The organism is Bacillus sp. FSL R5-0709 (assembly GCF_038004785.1).
GTDB lineage: Bacteria > Bacillota > Bacilli > Bacillales > Bacillaceae_G > Bacillus_A > Bacillus_A mycoides.
Genome location: NZ_JBBORT010000001.1, coordinates 5046710 through 5062378 on the forward strand (window position 1 = coordinate 5046710; position 15669 = coordinate 5062378).

Genomic DNA, 15669 nt, shown 5'->3' on the forward strand with positions numbered 1-15669 from the left:
AGCTCCATCCCCCTCACATTCAGAACGAGCCGCTTCCGCTTTTATTTATTATTCAGAAGCTACGAATACTTTTTTAAATCCGTTAATTGCTGCTGCAAATTTGTCGTCATCCGCAAGTTTCTTAGTTGTGCGAATTTCGCTTAATAAGTCAGTTGCATTTGAATCTAACCAAGCATGGAATTCTTCTTCGAAACGAGTGATATCTACTACTGGGATATCATCTAGGAATCCACGTGTTAAAGCGTAAAGAATGATAACTTGTTTCTCTACACGTAACGGTTTGTGTAATCCTTGTTTTAATACCTCAACTGTACGAGCACCACGGTTTAATTTCGCTTGTGTTGCTTTATCAAGGTCAGAACCGAACTGAGCGAACGCTTCTAACTCACGATAAGATGCAAGGTCAAGACGAAGTGTACCTGATACTTTACTCATCGCTTTAATCTGAGCTGATCCACCTACACGAGATACAGAAGTACCCGCATCGATTGCTGGACGTACGCCAGAGAAGAATAGGTCAGATTGTAAGAAGATTTGTCCATCCGTAATAGAAATTACGTTTGTTGGGATGTAAGCTGATACGTCCCCTGCTTGTGTTTCGATGAAAGGTAGTGCAGTTAAAGAACCGCCGCCTCTTGCATCACTTAATTTTGCTGCACGCTCTAATAAGCGAGAATGTAAGTAGAATACATCCCCTGGATATGCTTCACGACCTGGAGGACGACGTAATAGTAATGAAAGCTCACGGTAAGCCGCTGCTTGTTTTGATAAGTCATCATATACTACTAATACGTGTTTACCATTGTACATGAACTCTTCACCCATTGTTACACCAGCGTAAGGAGCTAGGTATAATAATGGAGCTGGTTGAGAAGCTGATGCAGTTACAACGATTGTGTAATCTAATGCACCGTGCTTACGTAGTGTTTCTACTACGTTACGTACTGTTGATTCTTTTTGTCCGATAGCTACATAGATACAAATCATATCTTCATCTTTTTGGTTAATGATCGTATCAAGTGCAACTGCTGTTTTACCTGTTTGGCGGTCACCGATGATTAACTCACGTTGACCACGGCCAATTGGTACAAGAGCATCGATCGCTTTAATACCTGTTTGAAGTGGCTCATGAACAGATTTACGATCCATTACACCTGGTGCTGGACTTTCGATTGGACGAGTGTTTGTTGTATTGATTGGGCCTAAACCATCAACTGGTTGACCTAATGGGTTTACAACACGACCGATTAGTTCTTTTCCTACTGGTACTTGCATGATGCGACCAGTACGACGAACTTCGTCACCTTCACGGATTTCTGTGTAAGGTCCTAAAATAATGATACCTACGTTGTTTTCCTCTAAGTTTTGTGCTAGTCCCATAACGCCATTAGAGAACTCTACAAGTTCACCAGCCATAACGTTATCAAGACCATGAGCACGCGCAATACCGTCACCAACTTGGATAACTGTACCAACATCACTAACTTCGATTTCAGACTGATAGTTCTCGATTTGTTGCTTTATCAGTGCGCTAATTTCTTCAGCTCTGATGCTCATGTGCTTCACCCCTATCTATTCTTCATTAATTCACGCTGAATACGTGCTAATTTTCCTTGTAAGCTTCCGTCGTAAATGCGATTTCCAATACGTACTTTAATGCCGCCTAGTAAATCTTCATCCACAACATTTTTCACGCGAATTGCATCTTTTCCTGTTTTTTTTGCAAATGCTTCTGCAATGTTAAGTTTTTCTTCTTCCGATAGAAGACGAATAGAATATACAGTTGCATCCGCTACGTTACGTTCTTCATTAGCAAGAACAACATATTCATTTGCAATTTCAGGTAGGATATCAATACGCTTGTTATCAATTAAAATATATAACGTATTTAAAATAGATTCAGAAACAGATGCGAATACGTTTGCAAGAAACGTTTTCTTCTGCTCTTTTGAAATGTTCGGTTGCGTTAAAAAGCTATGTAGTTCTCCGTTCTTTGTAAAAACGTTTTGTACAAGGCGTAATTCCTCTTCAAACATTTCTAATACGTGTTTTTCTTTTGCAATTTTGAAAAGAGCGACAGCATAACGTTTTGCTACAATCCCATTGCTCATCGCGCTTCTCCTACTTCTTTAATATAATCGCGAATTAACTTCACTTGATCTTCTTCTTTTAATTCTTTTTCAATTACTTTAGAAGCAATATGAACAGATAAAGAAGCAACTTGTTCTTGTAAAGCAGCAATCGCTTGCTCTTTTTCGCGTTGAATTTCTTGTACAGCAGATGTTTTAATTGATTCTGCTTCTTCTTTCGCAGCAGCAACAATAACATCCTTTTGATCTACAGCTTGTTTCTTCGCTCTTTCGATTAACTCTTGTGCTTCAACACGCGATTGTTTTAACATTTCACGTTGTTCTTCTACTAATTTCTTCGCTTCAGCATTACTTCTTTCTGCAGCGTCGATTTCATTAGTAACATGCTCTTCACGTTCTTTCATAATTCCCATTAAAGGACCCCACGCGAATTTGCGTAGCATTACTAATAGAAGTAAGAAAATGAACAATGTATAAGCAATCGTTCCAAATGGAATGGAAGCCCCTAATAATAAAGTTGGCACAAGGATTCACTCCCTTCAAAATATCTAAATTGATCATATGAAAAAAAAAGACATACGTTTCGTTCATAAAGCAATGGCGAAGAAAGTTCGGAAAAACACTCTTCGCCATCTATGTAAGGGGAGTCTCCCTTATTTGTTCATTACGATGAAAGCAATAACTACACCGATAATTGGAAGTGCCTCAACTAATGCAACCCCGATGAACATAATTGTTTGAAGTGCGCCTTTTAATTCTGGTTGACGAGCAACACCTTCGATTGTACGTGATACGATAAGACCGTTACCAATACCTGCACCTAATGCTGATAAACCAATTGCAATTGCAGCTGCGATTACACCTAAACTCATTTAATTTGTCCTCCTTTGTATTATAAAAAAATAAATTTTTTCTTACTTAAATTATATTAATGGTCATGGCTTACTTTATGAGCCATATAAACCATCGTTAACATTACGAAAATAAATGACTGGATTGAACCAACGAATACGCTGAATCCCATCCATGCTAACATCGGTACAAGTGCACCTAATGCTCCTAAGAATGATGCCCCGCCTAACTTAGCAAGTAATCCTAATAAGATTTCACCTGCGTAAATGTTACCAAATAAACGAAGACCTAACGTTAATGTGTTAGCAAACTCCTCAATAACCTTTAATGGGAATAAGAATTTCATAGGTTGGAAATAACCTTTAACATATTCTTTCGTACCCTTCATCTTAATTCCATAATAATGGGTGAGGGTAACTACCATCACGGCTAATGTTAATGCAACTGCTGGATCAGACGTTGGTGATCTCCACCATGCAATATGTTCGCCAGCCTCAACTGTTGAATACATGAATGGTAAACCAAGGAAGTTCGATACGATGATAAACATGATAAGCGTAACGCCAAGCGTTAAGAAACGTCCACCTGTTTTCCAATCCATCGTACTATTGATAATCCCTTTCACGAAGTCAAACACCCATTCCATGAAATTTTGCATCCCGGTTGGGCGAAGCGCTAAGCTGCGAGTTCCGATAACAGCGATTAAGAAAACAATAACTGCTGCTACAGTAACCATCATAACTGATGACAAATCGAACGTTAAACCTAGAAATTCAACTAATTTACCGTGTTCCACTAGTAATTCACCTCTCTTCCCTGCTCGTATACTCTAAATAAAGAAAATCTATGATCATGACAAGGTATCCTGTCAGCAATCCTACACCTAAGCCCCACATCGCAATTAACTCTTGATATTTGGCTGCAAATAAAATTAATAACCCAATCGTGGCGAATCTTGAATATGTACTTACCGCTGTCGCCTTAAACTTCACGTTTTCTCCATTTGTTACGCGATCTAATAGCTTGTCTGTTCTACGTGCAATGATGCGCAAACTAAGAAAACTGAAAATCGTTCCGATAATCAGCCCAAGAAATACATCCTTGTAAGAGGTAATTCCCCATCCTAGCACTAGAAGCGCAAGCAAGTAGTACATATATTTCTTTTGTCGTTGGACAAGTCCATGTACGTCTATCATCATTGCTCTCCCGAATAGTAATGTTGAATGAGTCGAATCATTGCGTATACCCCTGTTCCTAACCCGAGTAATAACCCTATAATAAGAAACAACGGAAACGTTCCAACCTTATTATCAATCCATTGCCCACCAAAGATTCCGATAAGAATAGAACCAACTAACTGAGCAAGTATTCCTGACATTAAAGCATACGCTTTTATATGGCTGCGATCGTTTTTTTGCAAGGATTCATCCCTCCAATATGTAACCCTCATTCACGATGTGTTAATAATAACTCATTTTTCTGCATAAATTCTATACAAAATAAAAAGTTTACATTTTCGTCACGGAATAGATGCATTTTTGTCACTGAAAGCCCTACCATCTATCCCCGTTGTTAGCATACAATAGGGTATTAACAGTGTCAACGAGAAATCGTAAAAAATCAAAAAATTTGAGTATTAGGCATTTCCTCCCAAAAATGAAAACGTTCCCCTTCTAAATACTGGTTAGAGATATGCAATTTCTAACAGTTTTCTCTTTATAATAGAAGAAAATGTTCACAAGTTTGTCACTATTATATTTTTAAGATATAGCGCTTTTCTTCCATAATATAGTGTCCCCGAGACGTAAGACTTCTATATTATATGTGATGTGTATATAACTTATGTTGTATATACCCTGTATATTTATCTCCCCCTCCCCCGTGCGCTGAGGGCGAAAAAAAAAACGAGCGGGGAATCCCCCTCTCGTCTGTTGTCTTACTTTGTTCCGAATAAACGGTCACCAGCATCACCAAGACCTGGAACTACATAACCATGGTCATTTAACTTCTCATCTAATGCCGCTACATAAATATCAACATCAGGATGCTCTTCCTGCACTACTTTTACTCCTTCTGGAGCAGCTACGATACACATTAATTTAATTTGCTTTGCACCGCGCTTTTTCAGAGAATTAATTGCTTCAGCCGCAGAACCACCTGTTGCTAGCATCGGATCTAGTACGATAAAGTCACGCTCTTCTACATCCGTTGGAAGTTTCACATAGTATTCTACCGGTTGCAATGTTTCAGGGTCACGGTATAAACCAACGTGTCCTACTTTTGCTGCTGGAATTAATTTCAGAATTCCATCAACCATTCCTAAACCTGCACGTAAAATCGGAATTAAACCAAGTTTTTTACCAGCGATCACTTTTGTTGTCGCTTTGCTTACAGGCGTTTCAATTTCAATGTCTTCAAGTGGAAGGTCACGAGTAATCTCGAAAGCCATTAAGCTTGCTACTTCGTCCACTAATTCACGAAAATCTTTCGTACCTGTATTCTTATCGCGAATATATGTAATCTTATGTTGAATTAACGGGTGATCAAATACATACAGTTTTCCCATGTGAATCTCTCCTTTAGATGATATTCATGCGTTTACACGCTTCTTTACACTATTTACGATTGTAAAGAAAACGCTACTAATATTCAAGGGCAAATTTGGCAAAATCATGATTTTGCGATGAATCTATCTAGTATCTTTACCAATTATGGGAGCTGTATCCTTCATTATATCGCCAAAATTTATTCATCATTTGTATACATACTTTAAAAATAATATATGTCCACAAAAAAGACTGCCAAAACAATTACGTTTCAGCAGTCTTTTTCAATCTATTATAGATCTGTATACATTGGGAATTTGCTCGTTAACGCTTCTACACGCTTACTTGCTTCTTCTAATGCAACTTCATTCTCATGATTTTTTAATGTATAAGCAATAAGTGCCGCAATTTCATCCATTTCTTCTAAACCGAAACCACGAGATGTTACAGCTGCTGTACCGATACGTACGCCGCTTGTTACAAATGGGCTTGCTGTTTCAAATGGAATTGTATTTTTGTTCACTGTAATACCAACTTCATCTAATACGTGCTCTGCTACTTTACCTGTAATTTCTAAGTTACGAACATCAATCAAGATTAAATGATTGTCTGTTCCACCAGAAACAAGTGTAAGTCCTTCTTTTTGAAGACCTTCAGCTAAGCGGTTCGCATTATTAATGATATGTTGTGCATATGTTTTAAACTCATCTTGTAGTGTCTCACCAAATGCAACAGCTTTTGCAGCAATTACGTGCATAAGTGGGCCACCTTGAATACCAGGGAAGATTGATTTATCAATTTGTTTTGCAAATTGCTCTTCACATAAAATCATACCGCCACGTGGACCACGTAATGTTTTATGTGTTGTCGTTGTAACGAAATGTGCATGTGGTACTGGGTTTGGATGTAAACCAGCAGCTACTAAACCAGCGATATGTGCCATATCAACCATAAAGTATGCACCCACTTCATCTGCAATCTCACGGAATCGTTTGAAATCGATAACACGAGGATATGCACTTGCACCTGCAACGATTAATTTTGGTTTATGTTCTTTCGCTTTTGCTAATACATCATCATAATTAATACGGTGAGATTCAGCATCCACGCCATATTCTACGAAATTATATTGTACTCCACTGAAGTTAACAGGGCTTCCGTGTGTTAAGTGACCACCATGAGATAAATTCATACCAAGTACTGTATCGCCTTGCTCTAAAATCGTAAAGTATACTGCCATGTTCGCTTGTGCACCAGAATGTGGTTGAACATTTACATGCTCTGCGCCAAAAATTTCTTTCGCGCGATCACGTGCGATATCTTCTACTACGTCTACGTGTTCACAACCACCATAGTAACGTTTTCCAGGATATCCTTCAGCATACTTATTCGTTAAAACAGAACCTTGCGCCTCCATTACTGCTTCACTTACGAAGTTTTCCGAAGCAATTAACTCGATCTTTGAACGCTGTCTTCCTAGTTCTGCCTCAATTGCAGCAAATACCTTTTCATCTTGACGTTTTAAATGATTCACCAAAATCCCCCTTTTCTGAACGAATTACATCAATTCCCAATAGTTTTTTCTCATTTATTCAGAAAAAACGAAAATTCAGGTTGTAATTCTTTCGAACCTTCATGTTTTCAACTACATTCTAACATGACTTTCTATATCATAAAAGAAAAAAAAAGACCAAAATTGGTCTTTTCTTTCTTCTATTATAAAGTCAGACCACATACCTTTTACCTTTCGATATACAGCTGTTATAAGACTTTATAATTTTTCATGTTTAACGGCAAGGAATAGCTTCTTCATTTGCCGCATAAACGGCACGTGCTCCACCTATTAGTTTCCCACGTGTTTTCGCCATCGTTACATGCGCACTTCCTATTTCCTTCACACTTGTACGAACCGGTACAGCTACATGCTTTAAATGCATACCGATAAATGTATCGCCGATATCCATTCCTGCATCTGCTTTAATAAACTCAATTACTACCGGATCTTTAAAATTGTGATACGCATACGTCGCTAATGCACCACCTGCTGATCTAACAGGCGTAACTGTTACAATTTCAAATTGATATTTCATCGCTACATCTCTCTCAACTACTAAAGCACGATTTAAATGCTCACAACATTGAAACGCCAATTCAATACCTGTTCTCTCTTGAAATTGTTTTAACTCAGAAAAAATCGCCTCTGCCACTTCCATCGTTCCTGATGTTCCAATTCTTTCACCTAGCACTTCGCTCGTGCTACACCCCACTACAAAAATTTGACCACTTTGCAGCGTGGCTTGTTCTTGGAAATCAGAAAGCGACATTTGTAGCTGTTCTCTTACCTTTACGATTTCTGTCATTACGCCTCTTCCTTTCACAGGTTGGTTCACCAAATTATATTTCATACTACTTATAGTTAGAATCTATTACTTTGTTTCGTACGTTTTAATTTTTCCTACTCGGTTTTCGTGACGGCCACCTTCATAGTCAGTTGTTAGCCAAATTTTCGCGATATCACGCGCTAGACCAGCTCCAATTACACGCTCGCCCATCGCTAACATGTTAGTGTCATTATGCTCTCTCGTCGCTTTCGCACTGAAAGTATCATGAACTAATGCACAACGAATACCATTTACTTTGTTTGCTGCGATTGACATACCAATGCCTGTCCCGCAAACTAAAATACCACGATCCACTTCACCATTCGCGACCATTTCTGCTGCTGGAAACGCAAAATCAGGGTAATCAACAGAACCAGCTTCACATTCACAACCTAAATCAATATATTCAATATTTAACTCTTCTAATAAACTTACAAGTTCTTTACGGATATTCATACCGCCGTGATCAGATGCTACTACTACTTTCATTTTTACCCCTCCGAAGTTTCAATCAATTATCTTCATTTCACACTCGCTACCTTAATGGAACAAAGTGATCTCCAATATCGTATTATACACGAAACATCAACCTTCTGAATGTTTTTTCAGTAAAGTTTGTACAAGTTTTTCCATCTCTTCTAACGTTTCTTTATAAATAGAAAGCGATCCGCCAAATGGATCTGAAATATCCTTACTTACACCCTCAGTTAATCCATATAATGTATCCAATTTCTTTTCCACGCTCGGATAATACCCAAGTACAATTTGCTTATGGTTTTCCGTCATTGTTACTACAATATCCGCCCAATCAACCAAAGTATCATTTACCTGCTGCGCGGCATGATCGATTACAATTCCTTTTTCAGCTAAAGCTTCCTTTGCATGTATCGACACATCGCTTCCAGGATAGGCGAAAACACCAGCAGATTGCACTTCAAATTTACCTTCTCCATAATGACGAAGCAAAGCCTCAGCCATCGGACTACGGCATGTATTTCCAGTGCAAACAAATAACACCCGTTTCATCTAAACCCACCCCTTTTTTTCTGTTTCCTACATTTATCCCGATTGGTGAAGGCTAATAATCAGCGGGGGATGAACACCCTCCACTCATTAAAGTTTCACTTTATCATAGCGTACATTAGAATAGAACAAAAGGAATGTGAATATACGAAAGGCGCATTTCTCTTATATTTTTTCTAAGAAAAATGCGCCTTATCCACATATATGAAACCCTATTTCCAAGTGCCCAAAGTATTTTACCATACATAATGAACACACTACGAAACAAAAGAAGGAATCCATTTCATATGAAACGGATTCCTTCTATCAAATAATTATTTCATTGTAACTTTCATTACTTCTGTTGAACCTTTTGTAGCTGTTACACCTACAGTTGTCTTAATAGACTCAGCTGCATCTGTGTTTGTAATAACGATTGGAGTAATTGTGCTTTTCGCTTTTTCACGAATTAATTCTAAGTCGAATGAGATTAATTTATCTCCAGCTTTTACAGCTTGTCCTTCAGAAACGTGAGCTTCGAAACCTTCACCTTCCATTTTTACAGTTTCTAATCCAACGTGGATTAAAATTTCTGTACCGTTTTTCGCTTTAATTCCAATAGCATGTTTCGTGTGGAATAATTGTACGATTTCACCATCAACTGGAGATACAACTACACCTTCAGTAGGATCGATCGCAACACCGTCACCCATCATACGACCAGCGAATACTGGATCTGGTACTTCTTCAATATTTTTCACTGCTCCAGTTAATGGAGCTACGATTGTTTCTTCATTTGTTTTTGAACCAAAACCGAATAATTTTTTAAACATAGGATAGTCCTCCTTATAATTTACCTAAAAGTTTATAGGGCAATCTCTATTCAAGATCGAAATACACGTAAGACTTCATACTTCGAATGTTATACTGTAAAAACTCTTTCGAAATAAATCATGTCATTACTACTAGACTCTTATTGTAGCGCTTCACAAAATTCCAGTCAATTCTGATTGTCTGAATAACAATGAGAAGTTAACTTCTACTTATATTTTCTCTTTTTTTCACTTACTTGTCTAGAGGTCTTTACTACATTTTATTTTTTGTTGTTAATTTGTAAAATTCCTTTCAAATTTTTGTTGAAATCTACTTGACTAAAGTAAGTAACTATTTTATTATTACTTACATAAGATAAGTTAATAACTTTTAGGAGGTTTTTTAAAATGATGGATATCGGTCTTCTTATTATTCGTCTTATTATAGGAATTACATTCATGGGTCATGGTGCTCAAAAATTATTTGGTTGGTTCGGCGGTTACGGCTTAAAGGGAACTGGCGGCTGGATGGAGTCAATCGGCTTACGTCCTGGTGTATTTATGGCATTTATGGCTGGCGCAACTGAACTATTAGGTGGTTTCTTATTCGCAGCAGGTATTTTCACTGTAGTTGGTTCTTTATTTATCGTAGGAACAATGTTAGTAGCACTTTTCACAGTTCACGGAAAAAATGGTTACTGGGTAACACAAAACGGATTCGAATATAATTTAATGTTAATCGCTGTCGCTATCGGTGTAGCTTTAATTGGACCTGGCGCTTACGTTTTACTTTAATATTTATCTCTATTTCAAGATATTTACCAAAAAAGAGATTACTTCAGTACAATCGAGGTAATCTCTTTTTTTTACATCATCAAAAAAATATTATTTTCAGCAGGAGATTCCCATTGATATCTTGTAAAGGAACAATAAGTATTCATATTTAGAAAGGGGATTACAACATGTTATCCATTAATCCAAACGAACAAACCGAAAAAGATAATTACAAATTACTAACAGGAAGTATCATTCCACGTCCTGTTGCATTCGTTACTTCTGTAACTAAAGATGGCGTATTGAACGGTGCGCCATATAGTTATTTCAATATCGTCGCTGCCAATCCACCACTTATCTCAGTTTCAGTACAACGCAAAGAAGGAAAACCGAAAGACACTTCCAGAAACGCAATAGAAAAAGGGGAATTTGTCGTACATATTTCTGATGAATCTTACGTAGAAGCGATCAACGAAACAGCAGCGAACCTACCTCCTAATGAAAGTGAAATCGAATTAGCAAAACTAACACCGATTGACAGTGATGTCATTTCAGTACCAGGGGTTAAAGAAGCAAACATTCGAATGGAGTGCATATTAGAACGCGCTATCCCACTCGGCGGAACCGAAGACTCGCCAGCTTGTGACCTACTAATCGGCCGCGTCGTTCGCTTTCACGTCGCTGAACACTTATACGAAAACGGTCGAATTCACGCCGAAGAACTAAAACCAATAAGCCGCCTAGCAGGACACAACTACGCAAAACTAGGAGAACAATTTGAATTAGTGAGGCCTATCTAAAAGTGGAGGCGACTCGTTCAGCTCTGACCAGCTAAGGTTCTTTCGTCCTAAAGGCGCTTTTTGCCTTTCGGGCGGAAGGTTCTTAGATGCGAAGAGCTAGTCGCCGGAACTGGATATCACACCCTAAAGGCGGAAGCGGCTCGCTCAGAATGAGAGGGGGATGGAGCTTCTGACGTAGAGGCGCTTTTTGCCTCGCAGGAAGACGCGAAGCCACCGACCATTCTAGCCGCTGGAGCTGGATATATTTAAAGGCGGAAGCGGCTCGTTCAGAATGAGAGGGGGATGGAGCTCCTGACGTAGAGGCGCTTTTTGCCTCGCAGGAAGGCGCGAAGCCACCGACCATTCTAGCCGCTGGAGCTGGATACATTTAAAAGCGGAACCGACTGCCCAGGCCCGGTGGCTAAGGTTCTTCCTCACAGAAGATGCTTTTTATCTTCTCGTGGGGAAGGTTCTTAGACTCAAGGGCCTAGGAGGTGAAGCTGGCCACTGGAACTGGATATATCCCCTAAAAGCGCAGGGGCCCGTTCACTTCCATCACCTAAACATAACCCCCGCTGAAAGCGGGGAATTTTTTATCGTAATTCTTCGTTCTTCTCCTCTAATGCCGGGAATTTCTCTTTTTTAGATCTACTAAGCTTTATTACAAAGAAATATAAGGAAAGTAACGTAATAAGGAAAACAATTAAAAACGGATACGGAGAATAAAAAGTACGCGCCGCCTCCGATTTTCCTGCAACAAACTTCAATGACTCAATATCTAAAAACTCAGCAAACATTTGTACACCGAGCATACTGAACCAAAAAACAAAAAAACTAATAATAATACCAAAAACTTGCTTTAATCTCGTCATTCATCTCATCCTTTCTATATTTGTAATTTTTTAGTGTGATCAATATAGTACAAACGAAACTATGCACAGAAAGGAACTATCTCACCATTCACGAATTAACTTAATCCAACCTAACATCGAAATTTGCAAAATAACACCCAATATTATAAGTCTTCTTAGCCATCGAGGAAAGAAGGTTAAAAGCTTAACATACCATTCCAATAGCTTGTTCATAATTCCCTCCTACATAAAATTATATAGGAAAAAGGAGATACAATCCAAACCCAACAAGAATAATACCACCTACTATTTCACCGTATGTGCCAAGTATATTTTTGGCATGGCTACCAAGCAATAAACCCATCCAAGCCAGTAGCATACTTATTAGTCCGAACAATAATATCGTAATAATTGTCTCTGCTCCGTAAATTCCAAGACTAAGACCTACTGAAAAACTATCTATACTGACACCAAATGCAAATACAAATAAACTAATTCCAATTGGAGCAGTTTTAGTCTCTTCCCCTTCTAAAATAGACGAATATACGATATAGAACCCTAGCCCAATTAATAAAATAGCTCCTGCAAAATTTGCGACATCCCCATACCTCTCTGATAGAAAACGTCCTAGTACCATTCCGATAAATGGCATAATAATATGAAATATCCCAATCGTCATACCTATATAAAGGATTTGTCTTAACTTTAATGTTACCATCCCCATACCGAGGCTCACTGAAAATGCATCCATCCCCAGGGCAAATGCCATAATTATTAAAGGTATTAATTGTTCAAGTGTCATTCATATCCCCCCTCGGACGTGCTACTTCACAATATGCTTATCCGAGGAGAAATATTCTGTTTGCTAAAGGTACATTATCATTCAATAATAATCTGATGTCCCGCAGCTTTTGTTAAACGATTCATAATTGCATTTCCTATGCCTTCATTCGGGAATGATTCACTAAAAATAACATCTACTTCACTTGCATCAAACGTTCTAAGCACATCATATAACTTAGTCGCAACGCTGGCTAAATCGCTTCGTACACCACAAGACAATACAACATCTGCACTATACACATGCTGATACTCTTCTGTCGTTAATACACCTACTTTAAATCCTTCTTTCTGTTTCTCATCCACAATACGTTGAATAAACTCACGGGACCCTTCAACAATACTAAGTGGCGCTTTCGGTGCATAATGTGTATATTTCATTCCAGGTGATTTTGGTTTTTCTTTCTCATCCTTTAAAGCTGGATCTAAAGAAACATTTCCTATCACGGCCTCTAATTGCTCCTTCGTAATCCCACCTGGACGTAAAATCGTCGGAACCTCGCTCGTACAATCAATTACAGTTGATTCAACGCCTACTCCTGTTGCCCCGCCATCAACAATACCAGCAATTTTCCCATTTAAATCTTCATACACATGAGAAGCTAACGTTGGACTTGGGCGTCCTGAACGATTCGCACTCGGTGCCGCAACAGGCACGTTTGCCTCTTCAATAAGGGCGAGCGCTACTGGATGATCCGGCATCCTCACTCCGACTGTATTAAGTCCTGCTGTAACCCTCTCTGAAATCCCTTTTTTTCTCGGTAAAATGATTGTTAATGGTCCTGGCCAAAAATGCTCCATTAACTTTTCTGCAACCGGCGGAATTTCTCTTACGATACCATCTAACTGAGATTTTGTTCCTATGTGGACAATCAGTGGATTATCGCTCGGTCTCCCTTTCGCTTCAAAAATTTTCGCTATCGCTTCATCATCCATTGCGTTTGCTCCTAACCCATATACCGTTTCCGTTGGGAAGGCCACCGCTTCATTTTCTCTTAATAATCTCGCTGCTTCTTTTAATTGTGGATAATATTTTTTTCTTTCCACAACATTATCCACAACCCACATATTTGTATGCATTTTTTCCCACGTCCTTTTCTACCATGAAATACTTGTCTATTTTTAGTTTACTATGAGATTTATCCAAAAGACAAACAAGGTTTATCCACAAAATGTGGATAAACCTTGTTAATCCGTGGATAACTTTGTGAATAGCTGACAATTTAGTATTATTGCATTTAGCTCTTTTATATTTTTACAAAAGTGTTCTAACTGTCGAATTTCCTCTGGCACTTCCTCTTTCTCTATAATGACAAAGTTAAAAAACTGAAAGATGGTCACAGATTGTGGATGATTTGTGAGTAAGTACAATTGTCGAATATCTTTTTCTTTCATATACTGCAAAAACATCTCGAAAAAATATAAGAAAGTCTGTTTATCCACATTGGGTGTGAATAAACAAGAACGGATAAGTGCATTTTCTCCACTTTGTTCATATCCAATTACCGCTCGTATTTCTCCCGCCTCTTCCAAGATCATAAATTGTGCGTACAACTCATTTATTTTATCATCTTTTTTATTAGCTTGTCCGAAAAAAGAATGTAATCTTTCTACATCTGCTTTCGTAGCAAAATACACGTTCTTCATAATAAATCCCTCCTCATTGATATATATGAGGAAGGATTTATTAATAGCACTATTTAGAGAATAAAGATGTAAAAGCTTCGACGATAAATAATTTAACCTCTGGTTTCTCTTCCTCTTCTACTGTTACATACTCATTTTGCTTTTCTTGTTTTTGCTCCACAGGTTTCTCCACTTTTTCCACAGTTTTTGTTTCTACTTTTTTTACAGGCTGTTCTTCTACTTGTGTTTCGTGTTTTACTACTTTCTTTTCCTGTGCTGTTACTTTTTCAGCTTTTTCCGGCTTTACTACTTTCTTTTCTTTCACCTTATCCTCTTTCTTCTCCGGTACATCCACTACTTCCTCATCTAATTGTCTCACTTGCTCCTCTTCAGGAGATTCAGCTTTCACAACATGTTCTTCTTTCCTTACAGCTGTACCACTTGAAAAATCTAAGAAACACATCGGTGGAAATAATACACACCACCAGTTTGCACCTTCACCTTTTCCAATTGTAATAAGTACCGCTTCATATTCTCCTGCCGGATAAATAAAATTCCCATATACCTTTGTAGGAAACTTCACATTCTTACCGAATTTCACTTGAAACGCCTCTTTACTTCCTTCTCTTTTCAGTGTATTTGCCACTGTCTTTTCAATTTCAGGAATATGATTTTGAATTACTTTTCGAGCTTCTTCAAATGACGTTAAATCCGCTACCCATCCATCAATTTGCGCTTTTACTTCATCGCGTACTTTACGCTTTAACGCCTGATCTTTATCGGAATCACTATTAGCTAAAATACGTAATCGAACGGCCTCTTTCGGAATAACAGTAGGCCCTTTTGCATCAGCTTTCATATATCCAAACTGCACAAGTAACTGTGCACCAATTAATAATAAAAGAAAGTAAGCAATAACTTGTTTTTTCATTTCCTCCACCGTCCCCTCTAGAAACAGTGTGGACAGACTTTCATCTTTCTAAACTATTAAATTCAAAATCTATATAAAAAACCGATAGAAAAGCATTTTTTTAATTGGCGAGAGGAACTGGCTATGTATAGGTAATAAGGTGCGTATTTTCGCTGAAATAATTCCCCTTACCAAAATTCTAAATA

The 15669-nt window shown here is 38.1% G+C and carries 22 protein-coding genes; 2 read left to right on the top strand and 20 right to left on the bottom strand.

What is annotated here, in order from left to right:
• Nucleotides 1–48: 48 nt before the first annotated feature.
• The 14 genes from atpA to MKX37_RS26075 form a co-directional block, all read right to left on the bottom strand.
• A complete protein-coding gene (atpA, locus tag MKX37_RS26010) occupies nucleotides 49–1557 on the bottom strand; it encodes a F0F1 ATP synthase subunit alpha (RefSeq protein ID WP_002016284.1) in 1509 nt (502 codons plus the stop codon).
• Between the two features lie 11 nt (nucleotides 1558–1568).
• Nucleotides 1569–2111, bottom strand: coding sequence for a F0F1 ATP synthase subunit delta (gene atpH / locus MKX37_RS26015; RefSeq protein WP_002130060.1), 543 nt, complete (start codon nucleotides 2109–2111; stop codon nucleotides 1569–1571).
• Nucleotides 2108–2614, bottom strand: a complete 507-nt coding sequence (atpF, locus tag MKX37_RS26020) for a F0F1 ATP synthase subunit B (RefSeq protein WP_002016287.1) — start codon at nucleotides 2612–2614, stop codon at nucleotides 2108–2110. Before atpF ends, atpH begins: the two co-directional genes overlap by 4 nt.
• A 129-nt stretch (nucleotides 2615–2743) precedes the next feature.
• Nucleotides 2744–2962 (bottom strand): F0F1 ATP synthase subunit C, encoded by a 219-nt coding sequence (gene atpE / locus MKX37_RS26025; RefSeq protein ID WP_000052064.1) that lies wholly within the window; start codon nucleotides 2960–2962, stop codon nucleotides 2744–2746.
• 56 nt (nucleotides 2963–3018) lie between these two features.
• Nucleotides 3019–3738, bottom strand: coding sequence for a F0F1 ATP synthase subunit A (gene atpB, locus MKX37_RS26030; protein ID WP_000399874.1), 720 nt, complete (start codon nucleotides 3736–3738; stop codon nucleotides 3019–3021).
• Between the two features lie 7 nt (nucleotides 3739–3745).
• Nucleotides 3746–4138, bottom strand: a complete 393-nt coding sequence (locus MKX37_RS26035; protein WP_002016288.1) for an ATP synthase subunit I — start codon at nucleotides 4136–4138, stop codon at nucleotides 3746–3748.
• Nucleotides 4138–4362, bottom strand: a complete 225-nt coding sequence (locus MKX37_RS26040; protein WP_002089742.1) for an AtpZ/AtpI family protein — start codon at nucleotides 4360–4362, stop codon at nucleotides 4138–4140. Before MKX37_RS26040 ends, MKX37_RS26035 begins: the two co-directional genes overlap by 1 nt.
• A 26-nt stretch (nucleotides 4363–4388) precedes the next feature.
• Nucleotides 4389–4502 (bottom strand): DUF4024 domain-containing protein, encoded by a 114-nt coding sequence (locus MKX37_RS26045; RefSeq protein ID WP_000232963.1) that lies wholly within the window; start codon nucleotides 4500–4502, stop codon nucleotides 4389–4391.
• Between the two features lie 376 nt (nucleotides 4503–4878).
• Complete coding sequence (gene upp / locus MKX37_RS26050; protein WP_002034907.1) at nucleotides 4879–5508, bottom strand: uracil phosphoribosyltransferase; 630 nt, start codon at nucleotides 5506–5508, stop codon at nucleotides 4879–4881.
• Nucleotides 5509–5780: 272 nt separating this feature from the next.
• Complete coding sequence (glyA, locus tag MKX37_RS26055) at nucleotides 5781–7022, bottom strand: serine hydroxymethyltransferase (RefSeq protein WP_002016291.1); 1242 nt, start codon at nucleotides 7020–7022, stop codon at nucleotides 5781–5783.
• 253 nt (nucleotides 7023–7275) lie between these two features.
• Nucleotides 7276–7848 carry a TIGR01440 family protein gene (locus MKX37_RS26060; protein WP_002130064.1) on the bottom strand — a complete coding sequence of 191 codons (573 nt, stop codon included), beginning with the start codon at nucleotides 7846–7848 and terminating at the stop codon, nucleotides 7276–7278.
• A 66-nt stretch (nucleotides 7849–7914) separates the two neighbouring features.
• Nucleotides 7915–8358 (bottom strand): ribose 5-phosphate isomerase B, encoded by a 444-nt coding sequence (gene rpiB / locus MKX37_RS26065; protein ID WP_000869917.1) that lies wholly within the window; start codon nucleotides 8356–8358, stop codon nucleotides 7915–7917.
• Between the two features lie 96 nt (nucleotides 8359–8454).
• Nucleotides 8455–8895 carry a low molecular weight protein arginine phosphatase gene (locus MKX37_RS26070; protein ID WP_002130066.1) on the bottom strand — a complete coding sequence of 147 codons (441 nt, stop codon included), beginning with the start codon at nucleotides 8893–8895 and terminating at the stop codon, nucleotides 8455–8457.
• A 311-nt stretch (nucleotides 8896–9206) separates the two neighbouring features.
• Nucleotides 9207–9704 (bottom strand): PTS sugar transporter subunit IIA, encoded by a 498-nt coding sequence (locus MKX37_RS26075; protein ID WP_002016294.1) that lies wholly within the window; start codon nucleotides 9702–9704, stop codon nucleotides 9207–9209.
• A 387-nt stretch (nucleotides 9705–10091) separates the two neighbouring features.
• Between MKX37_RS26075 and MKX37_RS26080 the strand changes: the two genes are divergently transcribed.
• Both MKX37_RS26080 and MKX37_RS26085 read left to right on the top strand, forming a co-directional pair.
• Entirely contained in the window at nucleotides 10092–10478 is a 387-nt protein-coding gene (locus MKX37_RS26080) for a DoxX family protein (protein WP_078421795.1), read from the top strand.
• A 167-nt stretch (nucleotides 10479–10645) separates the two neighbouring features.
• Complete coding sequence (locus tag MKX37_RS26085; protein ID WP_002034901.1) at nucleotides 10646–11257, top strand: flavin reductase family protein; 612 nt, start codon at nucleotides 10646–10648, stop codon at nucleotides 11255–11257.
• A 572-nt stretch (nucleotides 11258–11829) separates the two neighbouring features.
• On the opposite strand, the gene MKX37_RS26090 is transcribed toward MKX37_RS26085, so the two are convergent.
• From MKX37_RS26090 to spoIIR, 6 genes are all read right to left on the bottom strand, one after another.
• Complete coding sequence (locus tag MKX37_RS26090; protein WP_002130068.1) at nucleotides 11830–12108, bottom strand: DUF3935 domain-containing protein; 279 nt, start codon at nucleotides 12106–12108, stop codon at nucleotides 11830–11832.
• Nucleotides 12109–12189: 81 nt separating this feature from the next.
• Entirely contained in the window at nucleotides 12190–12321 is a 132-nt protein-coding gene (locus tag MKX37_RS26095; RefSeq protein WP_002139014.1) for a hypothetical protein, read from the bottom strand.
• 19 nt (nucleotides 12322–12340) lie between these two features.
• Entirely contained in the window at nucleotides 12341–12889 is a 549-nt protein-coding gene (locus MKX37_RS26100) for a manganese efflux pump MntP (protein WP_033731119.1), read from the bottom strand.
• 77 nt (nucleotides 12890–12966) lie between these two features.
• Nucleotides 12967–14007, bottom strand: a complete 1041-nt coding sequence (locus tag MKX37_RS26105; RefSeq protein ID WP_078421794.1) for an L-threonylcarbamoyladenylate synthase — start codon at nucleotides 14005–14007, stop codon at nucleotides 12967–12969.
• A gap of 108 nt (nucleotides 14008–14115) precedes the next feature.
• A complete protein-coding gene (locus MKX37_RS26110; protein ID WP_002016300.1) occupies nucleotides 14116–14574 on the bottom strand; it encodes a mechanosensitive ion channel protein in 459 nt (152 codons plus the stop codon).
• A 49-nt stretch (nucleotides 14575–14623) separates the two neighbouring features.
• A complete protein-coding gene (gene spoIIR, locus MKX37_RS26115) occupies nucleotides 14624–15484 on the bottom strand; it encodes a stage II sporulation protein R (RefSeq protein ID WP_002130069.1) in 861 nt (286 codons plus the stop codon).
• Nucleotides 15485–15669: the final 185 nt, after the last annotated feature.

What these genes read in the sequence shown, in the direction of transcription:
- MKX37_RS26090 (WP_002130068.1), bottom strand. Translation starts at nt 12,108, where the DNA reads ATGACGAGATTAAAGCAAGTTTTTGGTATTATTATTAGTTTTTTTGTT.
- MKX37_RS26045 (WP_000232963.1), bottom strand. Translation starts at nt 4,502, where the DNA reads ATGGTAGGGCTTTCAGTGACAAAAATGCATCTATTCCGTGACGAAAAT.
- MKX37_RS26085 (WP_002034901.1), top strand. Translation starts at nt 10,646, where the DNA reads ATGTTATCCATTAATCCAAACGAACAAACCGAAAAAGATAATTACAAA.
- rpiB (WP_000869917.1), bottom strand. Translation starts at nt 8,358, where the DNA reads ATGAAAGTAGTAGTAGCATCTGATCACGGCGGTATGAATATCCGTAAA.
- MKX37_RS26035 (WP_002016288.1), bottom strand. Translation starts at nt 4,138, where the DNA reads ATGATAGACGTACATGGACTTGTCCAACGACAAAAGAAATATATGTAC.
- atpE (WP_000052064.1), bottom strand. Translation starts at nt 2,962, where the DNA reads ATGAGTTTAGGTGTAATCGCAGCTGCAATTGCAATTGGTTTATCAGCA.
- MKX37_RS26110 (WP_002016300.1), bottom strand. Translation starts at nt 14,574, where the DNA reads ATGAAGAACGTGTATTTTGCTACGAAAGCAGATGTAGAAAGATTACAT.
- spoIIR (WP_002130069.1), bottom strand. Translation starts at nt 15,484, where the DNA reads ATGAAAAAACAAGTTATTGCTTACTTTCTTTTATTATTAATTGGTGCA.
- MKX37_RS26060 (WP_002130064.1), bottom strand. Translation starts at nt 7,848, where the DNA reads ATGACAGAAATCGTAAAGGTAAGAGAACAGCTACAAATGTCGCTTTCT.
- MKX37_RS26095 (WP_002139014.1), bottom strand. Translation starts at nt 12,321, where the DNA reads ATGAACAAGCTATTGGAATGGTATGTTAAGCTTTTAACCTTCTTTCCT.
- MKX37_RS26070 (WP_002130066.1), bottom strand. Translation starts at nt 8,895, where the DNA reads ATGAAACGGGTGTTATTTGTTTGCACTGGAAATACATGCCGTAGTCCG.
- MKX37_RS26080 (WP_078421795.1), top strand. Translation starts at nt 10,092, where the DNA reads ATGATGGATATCGGTCTTCTTATTATTCGTCTTATTATAGGAATTACA.
- MKX37_RS26105 (WP_078421794.1), bottom strand. Translation starts at nt 14,007, where the DNA reads ATGCATACAAATATGTGGGTTGTGGATAATGTTGTGGAAAGAAAAAAA.
- MKX37_RS26100 (WP_033731119.1), bottom strand. Translation starts at nt 12,889, where the DNA reads ATGACACTTGAACAATTAATACCTTTAATAATTATGGCATTTGCCCTG.
- MKX37_RS26075 (WP_002016294.1), bottom strand. Translation starts at nt 9,704, where the DNA reads ATGTTTAAAAAATTATTCGGTTTTGGTTCAAAAACAAATGAAGAAACA.
- atpH (WP_002130060.1), bottom strand. Translation starts at nt 2,111, where the DNA reads ATGAGCAATGGGATTGTAGCAAAACGTTATGCTGTCGCTCTTTTCAAA.
- atpA (WP_002016284.1), bottom strand. Translation starts at nt 1,557, where the DNA reads ATGAGCATCAGAGCTGAAGAAATTAGCGCACTGATAAAGCAACAAATC.
- upp (WP_002034907.1), bottom strand. Translation starts at nt 5,508, where the DNA reads ATGGGAAAACTGTATGTATTTGATCACCCGTTAATTCAACATAAGATT.